Source organism: Rhizobium aureum (genome assembly GCF_030182495.1).
Classification (GTDB): Bacteria; Pseudomonadota; Alphaproteobacteria; order Rhizobiales; family Rhizobiaceae; genus Rhizobium; species Rhizobium tropici_C.
Map to the genome: position 1 here is coordinate 35433 of NZ_JAQJCI010000003.1, position 20039 is coordinate 55471.

Sequence of the window (20039 nt, forward strand, 5' to 3'; positions counted from 1 at the left end):
CGGGCCGTATGGTCGCAAAGGGGCAGGAATACGGCAATTTTCCCACGCCGTTATGTCACTGATGCCGATTTCGCCGATTGTTTGTCAATGAGCAACTCCGTCGCGCCGGACCACTTTCAATACCGTCAGGAAAATGATCTTCAGATCGAAAAGAAAGGAGCGTCGGTGCAGATAGTCTTCGTCCAAGGCAACCTTCTCGGGGATCGGCAGTTCGTCGCGGCCGTTGACCTGTGCCCAACCGGTCAAGCCCGGCAGCAGCGCGTCGACACCGCGTTCCGTGCGCAGGGCGACGAGGTCGTGCTGGTTGAAAAGGGCAGGCCGTGGGCCGACGATGCTCATTTCTCCCCTCAGGATGCACCAGAGCTGCGGCAGCTCGTCGAGGCTCGATTTGCGCAGAAAGGAACCGATGGGCGTCAGATAAATGGTCGGGTCCTTCAGTAGATGAGTCGCCACCGCCGGCGTATCGGTGCGCATGCTGCGGAATTTCGGCATGCGGAAGATCCGGTTTCGCCGGCCGACCCGATCCGACCAATAGAGGATCGGACCGGGCGAGGTCAGCCGTACCGCGAATGCGACGATCAGGATCGGAATGAAAAAAACGATGGTCGCGGCTAGAGCGGCGAGAAAATCGAAAAGGCGCTTGGCGATCGTATAAAGCATCGTCTCTTGTCGTTGCATCGCCCTTTGTTCTAAGGGTGATGAAGGTCGTCGTTGCTCCGTGCATCTCATATCGCGATTTCAAGCACAACCATCCTCGGCAAGATTCCCCTCCCTTGTTCCGAGCGGATATCCCGTGCAAAGCATGTCTCAGCAAATCATGGTGCGAAAAGCGGAGGCAGTGCGCGGATGATCCTGGTGACGGGTGCGACGGGTTTTGTCGGACAGGCTCTGTGCGCGGAGCTTTCCCGCCGGCGGATGGACTATCGGCCAGTCAGTCGCAACTCCGGGCCAGGCTTCGCCGCCATCGGGGCGATCGATGGCCAGACAGACTGGTCCGAGGCGCTTGCCGGCATCGACACCGTCATGCATCTGGCGGCCCGCGTCCATGTTATGAACGAGAGCGCCTCCGATCCGCTGGCAGCATTCCGTGCCGTCAACGTCGATGCAACGGTCAACCTGGCGCGACAGGCCGCGGGTGCGGGCGTGAAGCGCTTCATTTTCCTGAGTTCGATCAAGGTCAACGGCGAAGGGACGTCGGTGGGTAAGCCCTTCAGGGCCTCGGACGTGCCACTTCCAGAAGATGCCTATGGCCGCTCGAAACTAGAGGCGGAGGCGGCCTTGCTGGCGATATCAGCGGAAACGGGCATGGAAGTCGTCATCATTCGGCCGCCGCTCGTCTATGGTCCTGGCGTCAAGGCGAATTTCGCAAGCTTGATGAAATGGGCTGCGCGGCCGTTTCCCTGGCCGTTCGGGGCGGTTCGAAACCGCAGGTCGCTTGTCTATGTCGGCAATCTCGTCGATTTCATGCTGCTCTGCGCGACGCATTTGTCCGTCGGTAACCGCGTATTCCTGATCAGTGATGGCGACGATCTTTCGATCGGCCAACTGATCTCCAAACTATCTCTGGCTGCGGGGCGTAAGGCTTGGATGCTGCCGGTGCCGCCTTCGTTGCTCGAGGGATTTGCCGCGTTGCTGGGGCGCCGAGCCGCCGCGCAGCGGTTGCTTGGTTCGCTTCAGGTCGATATCGGCGAGACGCGGTCGGTCACCGGCTGGTCGCCGCCTTACTCGGTCGAAGAAGGGTTGGCGGCAACGGTCGCCGATGCGGGGACGAAGGCGCGCTGAGCTGGCCTTTCAGGCTTACAGGCTCCAGACCGCATGACCTTCCAACAGAGGATTGGCTCGATCGAGTGCCGCCTTCACGTCGACGACGACACCGTTTTCGCTCAGGAGATCGAGGATAGCGGCTGCCCCTTCTACCAGGTAGGATTTGTGGGGAACGGCAAGCACGACGGCATCAAGCTTGCTGAAGTCCCGCAACTCCCTGAGCTTTATGCCGTATTCTTCCTCAGCCTCCGAAGTGCTCGCCATCGGATCGTGCACCAGCGGCTCCAGGCCGAACTGACGCAGTTCGCTTATAATGTCGGGAACGCGGCTGTTGCGCAGGTCGGGCACGTCTTCCTTGAAGGTGAGACCGAATATACCAATCCGCGCGCCGTTGATCGGCTTTTTCGCCGCGACCAGCATCTTGATGAGTTTCTGTGCAATGAAGGCGCCCATGCCGTCATTGATGCGGCGGCCGGAGAGGATGACTTCAGGGTGATAACCGAGCTCTTCCGCCTTGGCCGTTAGATAATAGGGATCGACGCCGATGCAGTGGCCGCCGACGAGGCCGGGGGTGAAGGGTAGGAAATTCCATTTCGTCCGCGCCGCCTTCAGCACGTCGGCCGTGCGAATATCCATTTTCTCGAAAATGATCGAAAGCTCGTTCATCAGTGCGATGTTGACGTCGCGCTGCGTATTCTCGATCACCTTGGCGGCTTCGGCCACCTTGATGCTGGGGGCGCGGTGAATGCCAGCCTCGACCACGGCGCCATAGATTGCGGCGATCCTTTCCAGCGTTTGCGCATCATCGCCGGCGACGACCTTCACGATACGCTCGAAGGTGTGTTCCTTGTCACCGGGATTGATGCGTTCCGGCGAATAGCCGACATGGAAATCCTCGCCCTGGCGCAGCCCAGAAACTTCCGCCAGCACCGGGCCGCAGACCTCTTCGGTAACGCCGGGATAGACGGTCGATTCATAGACGACGATCGAACCTTTGCGCAAAACCTTGCCCACCGTACGCGAGGCGGAAATCATGGGCCGCAGGTCGGGCTGGCGGTTCCGGTCGATCGGCGTCGGCACAGCGACGATGAAGATATCGCGATCGCGAAGATCCTCGATCTCGCTACTGATGCGCAGTCCGCTCGACCGGAGCCGCTCGGCAGAAACCTCCCGGGTATCGTCCTCGCCGGCCTGCAGCGCAACGACGCGGGAGGCCTTGATGTCGAAGCCGACCACATCATGGAATTTTTCGGCAAGCGCAATCGCGACAGGCAGGCCAACATAACCGAGGCCAATGACGGCAATTTTTTCGTTCAACACAACATACCTCGAACACTCCGCCTGAATTAGCCCAAATTTGAAGCTGATGTCAGCGCCTAATATTTGCCCTCGGGATCATTTCAGCCGCAGTCGCATGAATGTGATGATCGGTCGGTTGCTTTACAACAAGCGCAAATCGGCGGCATTGCGGCATCTCGTGACGAGAGTTTCAGGTGGGATGATGGGACGTCTATCGAAACTTTCTGATTTCGAACCTATTTATTGGGAGTGAGACTTCATTTCTTTGAAAGCGTATTCGCAATGCGAAACAGCTATCTCAAACATCTCCGCACACAGCGCGAGCAGCTTGAAGCCAAGCTTGAGCTGCACATAGCCCGCTATTGTTTTGGCGAAGGCGAGGTGGACGACGGTACTGAGGCGGAGCTCCGGCAACGCATTGAGGAAATTTCCGACGAGATTGCCACTCTCGAGGCCGAGCGCGGCGAGTAAGATTGCATGAGGCAGGTTTCCAGCTGTCCGGATCGATTCTGACGCTTACAAAATAGCAAAGTCGTAGGGCGATTCTTGCCAGTTTCGTCTTCACCTATCACGACCGCTGACAATATCCCTGGAAACATTAGGCTCGTGGGCACTCTATCGTCATGCTAGGTCCTCGCTTTTCGAATTGGTCATGCGTGCATCGGCTCGGAACGCCTCCATACCAATCTTGTGAAGCTCGCGGTATTGTGCGGTATCTGACGGAATCCGGCTTGCCTCGATCAGGGCGCCGAGCAGGAATGCGCGATCGGCTTTTCTCAAGCCAGCCTTGATGATCAATCCGCCGAAGATCATCCTTTCACGCGTTTCGCGCTTACGATCTTTTGTCATGTCGCGTTGCCGCCTTCGTTCGAGAAGCATAATCCGCTGATCTAGCCTCTTAAGCGGATTCGCCCGCTGTCCTTTTTTCGCCGTCGCGAAATCGCGCTGCGATCTCGGCGAGAACGTCATTGAGCTCGGCGTCGGAAATATCCAATTCGGCGAGACCGGCCCTTCGTGCCGCGCTAGCGAAACGTTCATTGGCCTTGGCGACCATGTTCTTGCGTTTCTCCCTTAGCAGCTCGATCTGTGTGTCGATCTCGGAGACTGTGGTTCTTGCACGCATATCTGTCCTTTCTTTCACCAGGGGCGAGTCTGATGGCGTCTTTTATACTGCATTAAATGCAGTAGTCAAATCAGCTGAAATAATATAGGAAAGCGGAATTCGTCTTGGAAAAATTGATCTCTTTCGAGGCATTTTTGCCAAGAATCTCAATATCTGCGCGGTACTGATGTGCCGGAAAAGATAGAGTCAAATATGGCTATCATGTTTTTGAGAGCGAAAATGATCAGCCGCGGAGCGGGACAGAGCGTTGTCTCGGCTGCCGCCTATCGGCATCGTACCAAGATGAAGGATGAGCAGGTGGGGACTAAGTTCCGCTACTCCGCAAGGGCAGACGAACTCGTCCATGAGGAACTCGCTCTGCCCGAGGATACGCCGGCATGGTTGCGAATTTTAATCGACGGCCGATCGGTTGCCGGCGCCAGTGAAGCGCTTTGGAATGCTGTCGATCGTTTCGAGACCCGCCGCGATGCACGGTTTGCCCGCGAGATCATCCTTGCGCTTCCAAACGAGCTCAGCAGGAGGGAGAATATCGCGCTGGTGCGCGACTTCGTTCGCGAAAACTTCGTGTCGCGCGGAATGGTTGCAGACTGGGTCTATCACGACAAGAAGGGAAATCCGCACGTCCACGTTATGACCACGTCGCGTCCACTGACCGCGGAAGGGTTTGGGCCGAAGCACGTCGCTATCGTCGACGATACGGGCGAGCCGCTGCGCCTCAAAACCCCCGATAGGCCGAAAGGAGCAATCATTTACCGTCCGTGGGCAGGCAACAAGGCAACGCTGGAGGAATGGAAGCTTGCATGGGCTCAAACGGTAACGCACCATCTGGCACTTGCCGGTCACGATATCCGCATAGACGGCCGCTCCTATGAGGAGCAGGGGTTGCGGGGAATGGGGCAGCGCCACCTCGCTCCCGCCCGCGTGGCGCGTCTACGCAAAGGTGCCGATGTCTATTTCGCCCCTGCAGCATTGGCGCAGCGTTACGAGACGGCCGATCGCCTCGCTGCCAACCCCGGCCTACTGCTTAGGCAACTCAGCAACGAGCGCTCGACTTTCGATGAAGCCGAGATCGCCCGTGCCCTGCACCGCCACGTTGATGATCCAATCGTCTTTGCCAATATCCGCGCGAAACTGATGGCGTCGGACGATTTGGTAATGCTGCGGCCGCAGCAGGTGAGTGCGGAAACTGGTGGGGTCGAGCTGCCGGCAGTCTTCACGACGCGCGCGACGATCAGAACCGAATTCCACATGGCGCGGTCGGCATTCAATCTCTCGAACATCAGTGGCTTCGCGGTATCGTCATCCCAAGTTGATGCTGCGATAGTTGAGATTGAGGCAGCGCCAAACAAGGCCATTCGCCTCGACGCTGAGCAGGTCGATGCGGTTCGGCATATCACAGCCGATAGTGGCATTGCCGCAGTCGTCGGTATTGCCGGCGCTGGCAAATCGACACTGCTGAGTGTGGCACGTATCGCCTGGGAGCGAGACGGCAGGCGCGTCCTCGGAGCAGCGCTCGCCGGCAAGGCGGTGGAGGCATTGAATGGCAGCTCCGGGATCCGTTCGCGTACGATTGCTGCGTGGGAGCTTGCCTGGAAAAACGACTATGACCTACTGCAGAAGGGCGACGTGCTGGTTCTAGACGAAGCTGGCATGGTATCGTCGGAACAGATGGCGCGTCTTCTCAAACGCGTCGAGGATGCCGGCGCGAAAGCAGTTCTTGTCGGCGACGCGATGCAACTTCAGCCGATCCAGGCGGGAGCTTCCTTCCGCGCCATCGTCGAGCGCATCGGCTTCACCGAATTGGTCGGCGTTCGCCGCCAGAGGCACGAATGGGCGCGAGAGGCGTCCCGTCTGTTGGCCCGTGGAAATGTTGAGGAAGCTTTGAGTGCCTATAGCGCCCATGGCCATCTCCTCGAAAGTGACACGCGCAATGATGCGATTCAACGCATCGTCTCCGACTGGGCCAGCGCTCGCCTTGATGCCATTGTCAAGGCGGAGGTCGAAGGTCGTAAGTTGCGTGGCGACGAGTTGATGGTTCTCGCCCACACCAACAGCGATGTGAGACGCCTCAACGACGCGATCCGTGCGGTCATGTTGCAACAGGATGCGCTTGGGGAGAGTAGGTCGTTTCGTACAGAGCGCGGCATACGTGAGTTTAGTGAGGGAGACCGGATCATCTTCCTAGAAAATGCGCGGTTCGTCGAACCCAAAGCTCCTCACTTAACTGTTCAGCACGTCAAGAACGGCATGTTTGGAACGGTCACATCGATAGCGGGTCGAGGCGGGGTACCTTTCCTTTTCGTTCGGTTTGACAGTGGTCGGGATGTCATGTTCTCCGAAGACACCTATCGCAATGTCGACCACGGCTACGCCGCAACGATTCACAAGAGCCAAGGATCGACCTTCGACCGCGCTTTCGTGCTGGCAACAGGCATGATAGACCGACACCTGACATATGTTGCTATGACGCGTCATCGCGAGCGTGCAGATCTTTATGTGGCAAGGGGAGATTTTCAGCCAAAGTTCGAATGGGGCAAGCCGGCGCGCGTCGAACATGCCGCTGGCATCACAGGCGAACTTGTTGAAATTGGGCTTGCGAAGTTTCGCGAGCGGGACGACGCTGGTCCTTCCCCTTATGTTGACGTCAGAACGAACGATGGAACCACGCATCGCCTTTGGGGCGTCAGTCTGCCTAAGGCGCTTGAGGAGGCCGGCGTAGGGGTCGGCGATACAGTGACCGCGCGTAAGGACGGAACTGAAAAAGTTACCGTTAAAGTGCCTGTCATTGATGAGAAAACGGGCGCGAGGCACTTTGAGGATCGCGTTGTCGAACGCAATATTTGGACGGCCTATCCAGTTGATAAGGCCGAGGCTCGGATGGAGCAACTTGCCGCAGACAATCACCGACCGACGCTCTTTGCGCAACTAGTCGAACGGCTGTCACGCCCCGGCGAAAAGACGACAACGCTCGATTTCGAGAATGAGCCGTCTTACCAATCCGTGGTTTTCGACTTCGCAAGGCAGCGCGGCATCGACACGATCGCGGAATATGGTCACGCCGTCGAGGCACAGGTCGAGCGTCTATCCAGTTGGCTTGCCATACAACGTCATCATGTAGCGCAGCTCTGGCAACGGTCGAACGTGCCTTTCGGGGCCACAATCGAAACTCCGGGGCGAAATACTGCTATTCACGCGACAGACGACAAAGAGGCGTTGCCCGCTTCGGTCGCAGATACTTCCAGTCTATTGCCCGCTGTGAAATCCCTTACCCGATCGATCGCGGAAGATGCGCGCCTCGCCCAACTCGCATCTCCTCAATGGAAGGAACGAGAAGCGCTCCTGCGTCCGGTGCTTGAGCGAATCTATCGTGAGCCAGATAAAGCGCTTTCCCGTCTGAACGAACAGTCATCGAACCTCGCGCTGGATCCAGGCATCATGGCGGACCGGCTGTCACGCTCTCCGCAAAGCCTAGGTGCGTTGCGGGGCAGCAACACGCTGATCGATGGCCGGGATGATCGAGCTACGAGGGCTGACGCCTTGGCTGCGGTATCCGAACTGGTGGTTCTTGCACGGGCGCACGCAACTGAGTTTCGCAAGCAGGCGGATCGGTTCGACGATCGCGAACGAAGGCGTCGGTTGTTCATGGAGGTCACGGTGCCAGGCCTTTCCGACAGAGCAAGAGGGCGACTCGCTGAGTTGGAAGCAATCCGACAGCGGGGTGGGCAGGAGGCATACCACACAGCATTTCGTATTACCGCGGAGGATCGTTCCGTTGTTCAGGAAATCAAGGCGGTGAGTGAAGCCTTGAACCGCCGATTCGGACGGGATGCCTTCACGGAAAAGACTGATCAATTCGCAGATCGCGATACCGCGATGGGCATACCGGAAACGATTGACAAGGAGAAGCGGACTGAGTTGATCGCAATATTTACTGCTGTCAAACGCTTTGCCGCCGAGCAGCAGCTCGCCGAGCAACCGGATAGGCTCAGGACCGTTGCCCCGGCCACCCCCGACGACCTCAACACCATACCTGCGATGTTGCCGTCGGTTACGAAATTTAAGGCAAGCCTCGATGAGGAGGCGCGGATGCGCGTGACCGAGACTGAGCATTACAAACAGTTGAGAGCAGCACTCGCTGTGACTGGGTCCGTAATCTGGCGCGACCCCGCGGCTGCCGTGACGATGATCGAAGATCTGGTGCGCAAGCAGATAGACCCTGAGCGTATTGCACGTGCTGTTGCCACAGAGCCAACGGCCTATGGCCCTATGCGCGGTAGCGGCAGGGCGATGGATAGGCTGCTCGCCGGTGGTCGCGAGCGCAGGGAAGCTCTGCAGGCGATTGAGGCAGTTGGTGCTAATATACGCTCTCTTGGTCGATATTACTTGAGCGCTTTTGAAAACGAAAAATCGGCGGTCATGATAGAGCGCGGACGGATGGCCATACCTATTCCAGCGTTGACGAGAATTGCCCAAAATGAGCTGCGACACATCACGTCCGAGACGGAGAAGAACCCGCGCGAGCTGGCACGATTGGTCCGGTCGTTGTCACAAGATGTCCGCCAGGAATTCTCTCTTGTCAGCGAGGCACTTGATGCTCGCTTCGGGCCGGGTGCAATTTTGCGCAACGAGACCGATGTTGCCAAATTGGTCTCGAAGTCTCAGCAAACGGTCTTCAAAGCCATCCTTGGTCAATTGCGCACAGTCCAGCGTGCCGTGGCCATAGATAGGACAGAAGAGATTATCGCTGAGCGCCAACGTCGAACGATTAACCGTGCCCGTGGTGTTGATCGCTGAGACGATCCAGAGATTTTAAAGGGAGAACGACAGGCTCATATCGGGGTCTGTCGGCATGCCTGCGCGGTCTGATCGGCGTTGCATGGCGATGTTTCGCTCTGTGAGCGCGCAAATATCTCGACATCGAAGGTTATTCAACGCGATAAGGTCCGAGACGATAAAAGCGAGCGAGAAAGCGATGAAGCCAAGCCTGTCCACCCTTTTGAGCATCAATGGCGGTTATGTCGACACCGCCGGGTTTCTGGCGCTTCATGGGTTGTTCACCGCCCATGTCACGGGCAATTTCGTGACCCTTGGCGCCACCTTGGCGGTTGGAGCCTCGGGTGCGGTGGCAAAGCTCCTGGCTTTGCCGGTTTTCTGCGTCGTCGTCGTTCTTGCCCGCCTGGTTGGGAGCGATCTGACGCGGCGCAATTTGCCGACGCTGCGGATCATGCTGTCGCTGAAACTCCTGCTGTTGATACTGGCAGCGATCTTCGCCATTCGCTTCGGACCCTTTGCCGATGGTGATGATTGGCAGCCGACCGTCACCGGCATGGTGCTCATTGCGGCGATGGCGATCCAGACGACGGCGCATCGTATTCACCTCGGCTCGACGCCTCCCACGACAATGATGACGGGTACGACGACACAGATCATGATCGATATCGCCGATCTCCTACGCGGTGCCACGCCCGAGGAGAAAGCGGCGACGACGGCACGGCTTGCCCGCATGGGTGCCGCCGTCGGCGGCTTTGCGCTGGGCTGCGCGATGGCGGCGGCGCTTTTCCTGTTCGTCGGCATGGCTTGTTTCCTGCTGCCGCCGGTGCTGGCGCTGGCTGGAATTCTCATGCATACCGGCAGAGCCGACACGAAGCCGGCTTAGCTTTTCGCCTCCGCCCATTCCTGATCTTGCCGATCTTGCACCTTCCTCCCGCCTTGCAAGTCGGCTACAGCTCTCTAAGTGTACGCCTCGGATCGAGCTGATCCGCCGCGCTTGGGGCGGCAAATCCTTGTGAGTTAAGAAGGGATGGTCATGGCAGGAGAAACGGTGCTTGTGGTCGGCGGAGCCGGATATATCGGTTCGCACACTTGTCTGGATCTGGCGAACAAGGGGTTCAAACCCGTCGTCTACGACAATTTCTCCAATGGGCATCGCGAATTCGTCAAATGGGGTCCGGCCGAGGAAGGCGATATTCGTGATCGCGCCCGTCTCGACGAGGTGCTGGCCAAGCACAAGCCTGCCGCGATCCTGCATTTCGCCGCGCTGATCGAGGTCGGCGAGTCGGTCAAGGATCCAGTCTCCTTCTATGAAAACAATGTCATCGGCACGCTGACCTTGCTTTCGGCTGCCCAGGCGGCCGGTGTGAAAGCCTTCGTCTTTTCCTCCACCTGCGCGACCTACGGTCTGCCGCAGAGCGTGCCGCTCGACGAAAGCCACCAGCAGGTGCCAATCAATCCTTACGGCCGCACGAAATATATCGTCGAGCAGGCGCTGGCGGATTATGACCAATACAAGGGGCTGCGCTCCGTCATTCTGCGCTATTTCAATGCTGCCGGTGCCGATTTCGAGGGACGCATCGGCGAGTGGCATACGCCGGAAACCCATGCCATCCCGCTCGCCATCGATGCCGCCCTTGGCCGCCGCCAGGGCTTCAAGGTCTTCGGCAGCGATTATGATACGCGCGACGGCACCTGCGTGCGCGATTATATCCATGTGCTCGATCTCGCCGACGCCCATGTCCGCGCCGTGGAATATCTGCTTGATGGTGGCGATTCCGTCGCGCTCAACCTTGGCACGGGCACGGGAACGACGGTGAAGGAGTTGCTCGGAACGATCGAGACCGTGTCCAACCGACCGTTCCCGGTCGAATATGTCGGCCGCCGCGAGGGCGATTCGACGACGCTGGTCGCCAACAACGACAAGGCTCGCGATATTCTCGGATGGTCGCCACAGTATGATCTGACCGAGATCATCCAATCCGCCTGGAACTGGCATGCCAAGTCCAACCAGCACTGAGCAGCGTTCTTTCGCCGGTGTTGGGAGCAAACGCCCGAACGTTCTGCTGATCTCGGCGGATCAATGGCGGGGAGATTGTCTCTCCGCCGTCGGTCATGAATGCGTCAGGACGCCGAATGTCGATGCGCTCGCGCGAGAAGGCGTGCTCTTCGGGCGGCACTATGCCGGAACAGCCCCCTGTTCGCCGGCGCGCGCGACGCTTTATACCGGCCTCTACCAGATGAACCATCGTGTCTGCCGCAACGGTTCGCCACTGGATGCCCGTTTCGACAATGTCGCGCTTGCAGCGCGGCGGGCAGGCTATGACCCGACGCTGTTTGGCTATACCGACACAGCGCCGGATCCGCGCGGCCGGGATTCCCACGATCCGCATCTGACGACCTATGAGGGCGTGCTGCCCGGCTTCACGGCGCGGCAGCTTCTGCCCGAACACGAAAAGCAATGGCTCTCCTGGCTGCGCTCGCGCGGCCATGCCGATGCCGTCAGTCGCGATATCCATGTTCCGGTCGGTGCCCAGCCCGGCGAGATTTCCAGCAACGCGCCTGCCTATTCCAAGGAGGAGACGCAGACGGCCTTTCTGGCGGGCGAGTTCATCCGCTGGCTTGGAGAGCAGGATCAGCCCTGGTTCGCGCATGTTTCTTTCCTCCGGCCGCACCCGCCCTTCTCGGTACCAGAGCCCTATAACCGCATGTTCTCGACGGCTGACGGCCCGGCTTTCGCGCGCGCCGCCGATCGCGAGACGGAGATGGCAGCGCATCCGCTGCTTGCCTTCGGCCTGCCGCTGATCGGCAAGGGCAGCTTCATACATGGCGGCAAAGGCTCCATCGATGAGTGGACGCCTGAGGATTTTGCGGCGATCCGCGCCATCTATTACGGCATGATCGCCGAAGTCGACGCGCAGCTTGGCCGGATCTGGCAGGCATTGAAGGATGCCGGCGACTGGGACGATACCGTCATCGTTTTCACCTCGGACCATGCGGAGATGATGGGCGACCACTGGATGCTCGGTAAGGGCGGTTTCTTCGATGGCAGCTATCATGTTCCGCTCGTCATTCGCGATCCCTCCCAGCCCGCAACGCATGGCCGGCAGGTAGAGCATTTCACCAGTGCCGCGGATATTTTCCCAAGCCTGTGCGACCGGCTCGGGATCGCGCCGGTAAACCATGTCGACGGCGAAAGCCTGCTGCCGTTCCTCTCCGGTTCCAAACCGGAAAACTGGCGCGATACGGCTTTCTGGGAGTTCGATTTCCGCGATATTGCCGAGGGCATTCCCGAGCGGCATTTCGGCTTGCGGTCCAATGCCTGCAATCTGGCTGTTATGCGCGACGAGCGCTTCAAATATGTCCATTGCGCCGGGCTGCCGCCGCTGCTCTTCGATCTTGCGAAGGATCCGGCGGAGCTGTCCAATGTCGCTGAAGATGGCGCCTATCTGGCAATCAGGCTCGCCTATGCCGAAAAGCTTCTCTCCCTTCGCGCCCGGCATCTGGACCAGACGCTTGCCTATACGGAGCTGACGGAAAAAGGGCCGGTATCGCTCCGGCCCTGACCAGCTTCTGTCATTTGCTTTTACGCAATTCCGGACAAAAACCGCTGCGCAGTTTTCCTGGTATTGCTCGTTAGGCGAACGAGCCGAGATAGTTCATCTTGCCGACGGGCAGCCCACGGCTGCGCAGGATGTCGTGCGCCGTCGTCACGTGGAAGAAGAAGTTCGGCAACGCGAATTTCGCCAGGTAATCCTCACCCTTGAAGACGGTCTTGTTGCCTCCGGGTGTGATCGTCACCTCCCGCATGTCGCTGCCTTCCATCGTGGCCGGCGTGATCGTCGCCAGAAAATCCTGCGTCTTCTTCAGGCGTTCCCGCAGGTCTGCGACGGTCGTCTCGTTGTCTTCGAAACGCGGTGCATCGATGCCGGTAAGTCGCGCAATGGTGAGCTTCGCCGTATCGGAGGCGCGCTGATATTGGCCGGAGAGCGGCAGCATGTCGTCGATGAGGCGAGCGGAAACGAGTTCCTCCGCCGCAATGCCTTTCTCCGCGGCATGGGCTTCGATCTTGTCGAGATAGGCGGAGAGGTTTTGCAGGCCGCGTTGAAAGATGGGAACCGAGAAATTGTACATCGAAGGCATGCGTGTTCTCCCTTGCTTGCCGCGCTGGGGCAGGTTGGTTATCGACATTCTATTCCGTTCCGGCGTTGATGGAATAACCGTTCCATCACGCAGGGCGTCCGTATGTAGGTTCGGCCTTCGCGTCTTGCAGCAGTGCCGGCGATAAAATCCGTCTTCGCGGGTTCCCGTAACGCGGCCGGAATTTGGTGTTGACCTTTGCGATGAAAAATGGAATGAATATTCCGCATAAAGAATTTTACGGTTTGTTTGTTCCGTTTTTTTTCAACGTGGCCGTCATGGGAGTGACGACCGAATTGACGACAGGCCCTGCGGTCGAGACTGAGGGCCCCGGCATTCAGGAGGGTGTGGCCGGGCACCGTATCTGGGAGGAAAACATGAAGAAATTTATCCTTGGCTCCGCGATGGCGCTTATGCTGTCGACCGCAGCCCATGCCGAAACCATCGGCGTTTCCATGGCGCTCTTCGACGACAACTTTCTGACCGTCTTGCGCAACGGCATGCAGGACTATGCAAAGGGCATGAGCGGCGTGACGCTGCAGGTGGAAGATGCTCAGAACGACATCGCCAAGCAGCAGAGCCAGATCCAGAATTTCATCGCCAGTAAGGTCGATGCCATCATCGTAAATCCGGTCGACACCGATGCGACGGCTGCCATTTCCAAGCTCGCCGCCGACGCCAAGATCCCGCTCGTCTACGTCAACCGCGAACCGGCCAACGTCGACAGCCTCCCGGACAAACAGGCCTTCGTCGCCTCCAACGAGCAGGAATCCGGCACGCTGGAAGCCAAGGAAGTCTGCCGGTTGCTGGGTGGCAAGGGCAAGGCCGTCATCATGATGGGCGAGCTTTCCAACCAGGCTGCCCGCATGCGCACCAAGGACGTCCATGATGTGGTGGCGACCGACGAGTGCAAGGGCATTCAGATCGTTCAGGAGCAGACCGCCAACTGGCAGCGCACCCAGGGTGCCGATCTGATGACCAACTGGCTTTCCAGCGGCCTCGAATTCGATGCCGTCATCTCCAACAACGACGAAATGGCGATCGGCGCCATCCAGGCACTGAAGGCTTCCGGCAAGTCGCTGGACAAGATCGTGGTTGCCGGCGTCGATGCCACGCAGGACGCGCTTGCCGCCATGCAGGCCGGCGACCTGAAGGTCACCGTGTTCCAGGATGCCGCCGGCCAGGGCAAGGGCGCAGTCGATGCCGCGCTCAAGCTCGCCAAGGGCGAGAAGATCGAGAAGAAGGTCTACATTCCCTTCCAGCTCGTCACGCCGGCCAACGTCAAGGACTTCGTCAAGAAGAACTGAGAACGAAAATGATCGACGGATGCGGGCTTAAAGGCCCGCATCCTTTGAAATCCGATCTGCCCGGGAGGGAAAAATGGTTGTGAGCCCATCCACCATGGCGGCGGTGCGCGCCAGCGGCGTTGTTCCCAACGCCACCTACCTGTTGAGCGCGGAAGGCATTCGCAAGGAGTTTCCCGGCGTGCTCGCCCTCGATGACGTTTCCTTCCGCCTGAAGCGCGGGACGGTGCACGCGCTGATGGGCGAAAACGGTGCGGGCAAGTCGACGTTGATGAAGATCCTTGCCGGCATTTATATCCCCGACCAGGGCGAAGTGCTGCTGAAGGGTGTCGAGATCCGGCTGAAGTCACCGCTCGACGCGCTGGAAAACGGCATTGCCATGATCCATCAGGAACTGAACCTGATGCCTTTCATGACGGTTGCGGAAAATATCTGGATCCGGCGTGAGCCGAAAAACCGCTTCGGCCTCGTCGACCATGCGGAGATGAGCCGCAAGACCGAGGAGCTTTTCCAGCGCCTCAACATTTCCATCGATCCGGAAATCCAGGTGCGCGAGCTTTCCGTCGCGAGCCGGCAAATGGTCGAGATCGCCAAGGCGGTTTCCTATAATTCCGACGTGCTGATCATGGATGAGCCGACTTCGGCGCTGACCGAGCGCGAGGTTGCGCACCTCTTCCAGATCATTCGCGACTTGCGCGCCCAGGGCATCGGCATCGTCTACATCACCCACAAGATGAACGAGCTGTTCGAGATCGCCGACGAGTTTTCGGTCTTCCGCGACGGCAAATATATCGGCACGCACGCCTCCACCGACGTGACCCGCGACGATATCATCCGCATGATGGTCGGCCGCGAGATCACGCAGATGTTCCCGAAGGAGGAGGTGCCGATCGGCGAGACCGTGCTGTCGGTCAAGGATCTGAGCCTCGAGGGCGTCTTCTCCAATGTGTCCTTCGACGTTAGGGCCGGCGAGATCCTCGGCGTGGCCGGGCTTGTCGGATCGGGCCGGTCCAATGTCGCCGAGACCATCTTCGGCGTGACGCCGGCCTCGTCCGGCACGATCGAGCTGTTCGGCAAGAAGACCGAAATCACCTCTCCAGCCGCTGCTATTCGTCATGGCATGGCCTTCCTGACCGAGGACCGCAAGGATACGGGCTGTCTTCTCATCCTCAGCGTGCTCGAGAACATGCAGGTGGCCGTGCTGCACGACAAGTTCGTGCGCGGCGGCTTCGTGCAGGAAGGCGCGATCGAAGAGGCCTGCGAGGAGATGGCTAGGAAGTTGCGCGTCAAGACGCCAAACCTTGACGAACGCATCGAAAATCTGTCCGGCGGCAATCAGCAGAAGGCACTGATCGGCCGGTGGATGCTCACCAATCCCCGCATTCTGATCCTGGACGAGCCGACGCGTGGCATCGACGTCGGTGCCAAGGCCGAGATCCATCGTCTCGTTACCGAAATGGCACGCAACGGCGTCGCCGTCATCATGATCTCCTCGGAAATGCCCGAGGTGCTCGGCATGAGCGACCGCATCATGGTCATGCATGAAGGACGGGTCACCGGATTCCTGGATCGCGCAGAAGCAACTCAAGTGAAGGTGATGGAGCTGGCCGCGCAGTGACGCTGCCAATCATCGCAAGGGAGGATTGAACCATGGTTAGCAAAGTTGCAGAGGCGGCCGCCCCGGCAGTCACCCGGCCAAGACGTCGCCGTGTGCCGCCCGAACTCGGCATCTTCCTGGTGCTGATCGGCATTGCGCTTCTCTGCGAGATTCTCGGCTGGATCTTCGTCGGCCAGAGCTTCCTGATGAACCTGCAGCGCCTGAAGATCATGATCCTGCAGGTCTCGGTCATCGGCATCATCTCGGTCGGCGTGACGCAGGTCATCATAACAGGTGGTATCGATCTCTCCTCCGGCTCGGTCGTCGGTCTCACCGCGATGGTCGCTGCTAGCTTTGCCCAGTCGTCGACATGGGCAAGGGCCGTCTACCCGGCATTGACCGACATGCCCTTCTTCGTGCCGATCGGCATCGGCCTGCTGATCGGGCTTCTCGCCGGCTACATCAACGGCCAGCTGATCACGAAAACCAAGATCCCGCCCTTCATCGCCACCCTCGGCATGATGGTTTCGGCCCGCGGCCTGTCGAAGCTCTATACCAAGGGCCAGCCGATCTCGGGCCTCACCGACCAGTTCAATTTCATCGGCTCCGGCATCTGGCCCGTCGTCGTCTTCCTCATCATCGCGGTCCTCTTTCATATCGTGCTGCGCTACACGCGCTACGGCAAGTTCACCTATGCGATCGGCGCCAATCTGCAGGCGGCGCGCGTATCGGGCATCAATGTCGAGGCGCATCTGGTCAAGGTCTATGCGATTGCCGGGCTTCTCGCCGGTCTCGCCGGCATCATTACTGCCGCCCGGGTGCAGACGGCGCAGGCCGGCATGGGCGTCAACTACGAGCTGGATGCGATCGCGGCTGCCGTCATCGGCGGGACGTCGCTGACGGGCGGCGTCGGGCGTATTGCCGGCACGGTGATCGGCACCGTCATTCTCGGCGTGATGATCTCCGGCTTCACCTTCCTCAACGTCGATGCCTATTACCAGGAAATCGCCAAGGGCTTCATCATCGTCGCGGCCGTTGCCATCGACGTCTACCGCCAGAAGAAGCGGGCCAAGCGCTGAAACGCCCGAACATCGTCAGCGTTCTATCATGCTCTCAAGGCGGGGTTTTTGCCCCGCCTTTTTCCATTTGAATATACGGTTCCATGCAAATGCAAATTTTTTTCATTTGGGTATGGCGAATCCTGTCAGCTTTTCTATTCTGCCCGCTTTCCATTCGCTCACTCGAGCGCTTCATCCGGGATAGACAATGCAAGCCGTATTCGATGGTCATAACGACGTTCTCTTGAGGCTCTGGCATCACGCGCGCGATGGCGCCGACCCGGTCGCCGAATTCAAGGACGGGACGTCTAGCGGCCATATCGATGCGCCGCGTGCGCGTGCCGGCGCCCTGGCCGGCGGTCTTTGCGCCATTTACATTCCGTCGGGCGATCTCGTCTTTGCCGATCCGGATAGCAAGGGCCATTATGCTACGCCTTTGGCGGTTCCGCTGGAGCGTGCGCCTTCCCTCGATATTGCTCTCGAAATGGCGGCGATCGCGCTGCGGCTCGACCGTGCCGGCGCCTGGAAGCTCTGCCGTTCCACCGCAGATATCCGTGATTGCATGGAGAAAAACATTTTCGCTGCGGTCATGCATATGGAAGGCTGCGAAGCGATCGACGCCGATCTCGTCGCGCTCGAAACCTTCTATGCAGCCGGCCTGCGCTCACTCGGCCCGGTCTGGAGCCGCAACAACGTCTTTGCTCATGGCGTGCCCTTTGCTTATCCGAGCTCTCCCGACACCGGACCCGGCCTGACCGAGGCCGGCTTCGCGCTGGTTCGCGCGTGCAATCAGCTTGGCATCCTCGTCGATCTCGCCCATATCACCGAAAAAGGCTTCTGGGATGTGGCAAAGACCTCGGATCTGCCGTTGGTCGCGAGCCATTCCAACGCGCATGCGCTGACGCCCGTCGCACGCAACCTCACCGACAAGCAGCTCGACGCCATCAAGGAAAGCCGCGGCATCGTCGGCCTCAATTATGCGACGGCCATGCTGCGCGACGATGCGCGCTCGGATGCCGATACGCCGCTCGAGGTGATGGTGCGGCATGTCGATCATCTGGTCGGCCGCGTCGGCATCGACTGCGTCGGTCTCGGATCGGATTTCGACGGCGCCACGATTCCGGCTGAAATCGGCGATGCCGCGGGCAACCAGAAGCTGATTGAAGCCCTTCGCAGTGCTGGTTATGGTGAGGCCGATCTTGCAAAGCTGTGCAGGGAGAACTGGCTTCGCGTCCTGGCGTCCGCCTGGAAGGAAGGCAGCCGATAAAGTGCGTGCCGATATTGCGTAAAGTTTGTTAAGAGGGGAATGAGAATAATGATGATGACCAAGATGAACCGCGGTTTGCGCGCACTGTCTGCCGGTGTGGCTCTCTCGCTTCTGTTGATGGCGACGCCGAACGCATATGCTGCGACGCCCAAGGACACGCTGGTCGAGGGCTTTGCCTTCGACGATATTCTAAGCATGGATCCGGCCGAAGCCTATGAGCTGTCGGCTGCCGAAATCACCGGCAATACCTATAGCCTGCTCGTCCGTCTCGACATCAACGATACGTCGAAGATCAAGGGTGACCTTGCCGAGAGCTGGACGGTTTCCGACGATCACCTGACCTATACGTTCAAGCTGAAGCCCGGCCTGAAGTTCGCGTCCGGTAACCCGATCACGGCTGAAGACGTTGCATGGTCCTTCGAGCGTGTCGTCAAGCTAAACAAGAGCCCGGCCTTCATTCTCACGCAGTTCGGCATCACCGGCGATAACGTGACGGAAAAGGCCAAGGCAACCGACGCGAACACCTTCACCTTCACTGTCGACAAGCCCTATGCGCCGAGCTTCGTGCTGAACTGCCTGACGGCAACTGTTGCCGAAGTGGTCGACAAGAAGCTGGTCCTGCAACATGTGAAGCCGGCAACGCCGACCGCCGATTACAAATACGACAACGACTTCGGCAACAGCTGGCTGAAGACCGGATTTGCCGGTTCCGGTCCGTTCAAGCTGCGTGAATGGCGCGCCAACGAGGCCGTCGTGCTGGAGCGCAACGACAACTATTACGGCGAAAAGACCAAGCTGAACCGCGTCATCTATCGCTTCATGAAGGAAAGCTCCGCACAGCGCCTTGCGCTGGAGAACGGCGATATCGATATCGCCCGCAACCTGTCGCCGACCGATCTCGAGGCTGTCGAGAAGAACCCGAAGCTTGCTTCGACCAGCGCGCCGAAGGGCACCATCTACTATATGAGCCTCAACCAGAAGAACGCCAATCTGGCCAAGCCGGAAGTGCAGCAGGCGTTCAAATATCTGGTCGATTATGATGCCATCGGCAAGACGCTGATCAAGGGCATCGGCGAGATCCATCAGACCTTCGAACCGAAGGGCATGCTCGGCTCGCTGGATGAGAATCCGTTCAAGCTTGACGTCGCCAAGGCCAAGGAATTGCTGGCCAAGGCAGGCCTGCCCAATGGCTTCTCGATCACCATGGACGTGCGCAGCATCGAGCCGGATACGGGCATCGCGACCGCGATCCAACAGACGCTCGGCCAAGCAGGCATCAAGGTGGAGATCATCCCCGGCGACGGTAAGCAGAAGCTGACCAAATATCGTGCCCGCAACCACGATATCTACTTCGGCAACTGGGGCCCGGACTATTGGGATCCCCATTCCAACGCCGATACCTTCACCACCAACGACGACAATTCCGATACCAGCAGCAACAAGACGCTCGTGTGGCGCAACACCTGGACCTCTCCCGAACTGGAGAAGCAGGCCAAGGCGGCGCTCTTTGAAGGCGATGCGGCCAAGCGCGGCGCCATGTATGAGGACATCCAGAAGAAATTCCTGGAAGCAAGCCCCTTCATCATCCTCTATCAGCAGACGGAAGTCGCCGGCTATCGCAAGGACGTGAAGGACTTCAAGCTCGGTCCGAGCTTCGACAACAACTTCGTCTGGCCGATCTCCAAGTGATGATCCGGCAGGACTAGGTCTTTGAGCA

16 protein-coding genes are annotated in these 20039 nt (G+C 59.0%); 11 read left to right on the top strand and 5 right to left on the bottom strand.

Going from position 1 to position 20039, the window contains the following annotated elements:
• Nucleotides 1-84: 84 nt before the first annotated feature.
• On the bottom strand, nucleotides 85-660 hold the full coding sequence (locus PH552_RS09030; protein ID WP_285165935.1) for a sugar transferase: 576 nt from the start codon (nucleotides 658-660) through the stop codon (nucleotides 85-87).
• 186 nt (nucleotides 661-846) lie between these two features.
• On the opposite strand from PH552_RS09030, the gene PH552_RS09035 reads away from it, so the two are divergent.
• On the top strand, nucleotides 847-1782 hold the full coding sequence (locus PH552_RS09035) for a UDP-glucose 4-epimerase family protein (protein ID WP_285165875.1): 936 nt from the start codon (nucleotides 847-849) through the stop codon (nucleotides 1780-1782).
• Nucleotides 1783-1797: 15 nt separating this feature from the next.
• On the opposite strand, the gene PH552_RS09040 is transcribed toward PH552_RS09035, so the two are convergent.
• The gene (locus tag PH552_RS09040) at nucleotides 1798-3084 is read right to left on the bottom strand and encodes a nucleotide sugar dehydrogenase (protein WP_285165876.1); all 1287 of its coding nucleotides are present in this window, start codon (nucleotides 3082-3084) and stop codon (nucleotides 1798-1800) included.
• 261 nt (nucleotides 3085-3345) lie between these two features.
• On the opposite strand from PH552_RS09040, the gene PH552_RS09045 reads away from it, so the two are divergent.
• Nucleotides 3346-3534, top strand: a complete 189-nt coding sequence (locus PH552_RS09045; protein WP_112341640.1) for a hypothetical protein — start codon at nucleotides 3346-3348, stop codon at nucleotides 3532-3534.
• A 150-nt stretch (nucleotides 3535-3684) separates the two neighbouring features.
• Here the strand turns inward: PH552_RS09045 and PH552_RS09050 are convergent, their stop codons facing one another.
• Nucleotides 3685-3912 carry a conjugal transfer protein TraD gene (locus PH552_RS09050; protein ID WP_169645250.1) on the bottom strand — a complete coding sequence of 76 codons (228 nt, stop codon included), beginning with the start codon at nucleotides 3910-3912 and terminating at the stop codon, nucleotides 3685-3687.
• A 49-nt stretch (nucleotides 3913-3961) separates the two neighbouring features.
• Nucleotides 3962-4186, bottom strand: coding sequence for a TraC family protein (locus tag PH552_RS09055; protein ID WP_285165877.1), 225 nt, complete (start codon nucleotides 4184-4186; stop codon nucleotides 3962-3964).
• Nucleotides 4187-4378: 192 nt separating this feature from the next.
• Between PH552_RS09055 and traA the strand changes: the two genes are divergently transcribed.
• The 4 genes from traA (at nucleotide 4379) to PH552_RS09075 (ending at nucleotide 12522) form a co-directional block, all read left to right on the top strand.
• A complete protein-coding gene (gene traA, locus PH552_RS09060; protein WP_285165879.1) occupies nucleotides 4379-8980 on the top strand; it encodes a Ti-type conjugative transfer relaxase TraA in 4602 nt (1533 codons plus the stop codon).
• Between the two features lie 178 nt (nucleotides 8981-9158).
• On the top strand, nucleotides 9159-9842 hold the full coding sequence (locus tag PH552_RS09065) for a YoaK family protein (protein ID WP_183761606.1): 684 nt from the start codon (nucleotides 9159-9161) through the stop codon (nucleotides 9840-9842).
• A gap of 150 nt (nucleotides 9843-9992) precedes the next feature.
• Nucleotides 9993-10976: a UDP-glucose 4-epimerase GalE gene (galE, locus tag PH552_RS09070; RefSeq protein WP_113231646.1), complete on the top strand. Its 984-nt coding sequence runs from the start codon at nucleotides 9993-9995 to the stop codon at nucleotides 10974-10976.
• On the top strand, nucleotides 10954-12522 hold the full coding sequence (locus tag PH552_RS09075) for an alkaline phosphatase family protein (protein ID WP_285165882.1): 1569 nt from the start codon (nucleotides 10954-10956) through the stop codon (nucleotides 12520-12522). Before galE ends, PH552_RS09075 begins: the two co-directional genes overlap by 23 nt.
• 70 nt (nucleotides 12523-12592) lie before the next feature.
• Here the strand turns inward: PH552_RS09075 and PH552_RS09080 are convergent, their stop codons facing one another.
• Complete coding sequence (locus PH552_RS09080) at nucleotides 12593-13099, bottom strand: DUF1993 domain-containing protein (protein ID WP_112341625.1); 507 nt, start codon at nucleotides 13097-13099, stop codon at nucleotides 12593-12595.
• A gap of 374 nt (nucleotides 13100-13473) precedes the next feature.
• Here PH552_RS09080 and PH552_RS09085 point away from each other — a divergent pair, with 374 nt between their 5' ends.
• The 5 genes from PH552_RS09085 (at nucleotide 13474) to PH552_RS09105 (ending at nucleotide 20011) form a co-directional block, all read left to right on the top strand.
• Entirely contained in the window at nucleotides 13474-14403 is a 930-nt protein-coding gene (locus PH552_RS09085; RefSeq protein ID WP_113249636.1) for a sugar ABC transporter substrate-binding protein, read from the top strand.
• 73 nt (nucleotides 14404-14476) lie between these two features.
• Nucleotides 14477-16018 (top strand): sugar ABC transporter ATP-binding protein, encoded by a 1542-nt coding sequence (locus PH552_RS09090; protein ID WP_113249591.1) that lies wholly within the window; start codon nucleotides 14477-14479, stop codon nucleotides 16016-16018.
• 32 nt (nucleotides 16019-16050) lie between these two features.
• The gene (locus PH552_RS09095) at nucleotides 16051-17076 is read left to right on the top strand and encodes an ABC transporter permease (RefSeq protein ID WP_113249592.1); all 1026 of its coding nucleotides are present in this window, start codon (nucleotides 16051-16053) and stop codon (nucleotides 17074-17076) included.
• 187 nt (nucleotides 17077-17263) lie between these two features.
• Complete coding sequence (locus PH552_RS09100) at nucleotides 17264-18322, top strand: dipeptidase (protein WP_183761599.1); 1059 nt, start codon at nucleotides 17264-17266, stop codon at nucleotides 18320-18322.
• Nucleotides 18323-18370: 48 nt separating this feature from the next.
• A complete protein-coding gene (locus PH552_RS09105; RefSeq protein ID WP_183761596.1) occupies nucleotides 18371-20011 on the top strand; it encodes an ABC transporter substrate-binding protein in 1641 nt (546 codons plus the stop codon).
• Nucleotides 20012-20039: the final 28 nt, after the last annotated feature.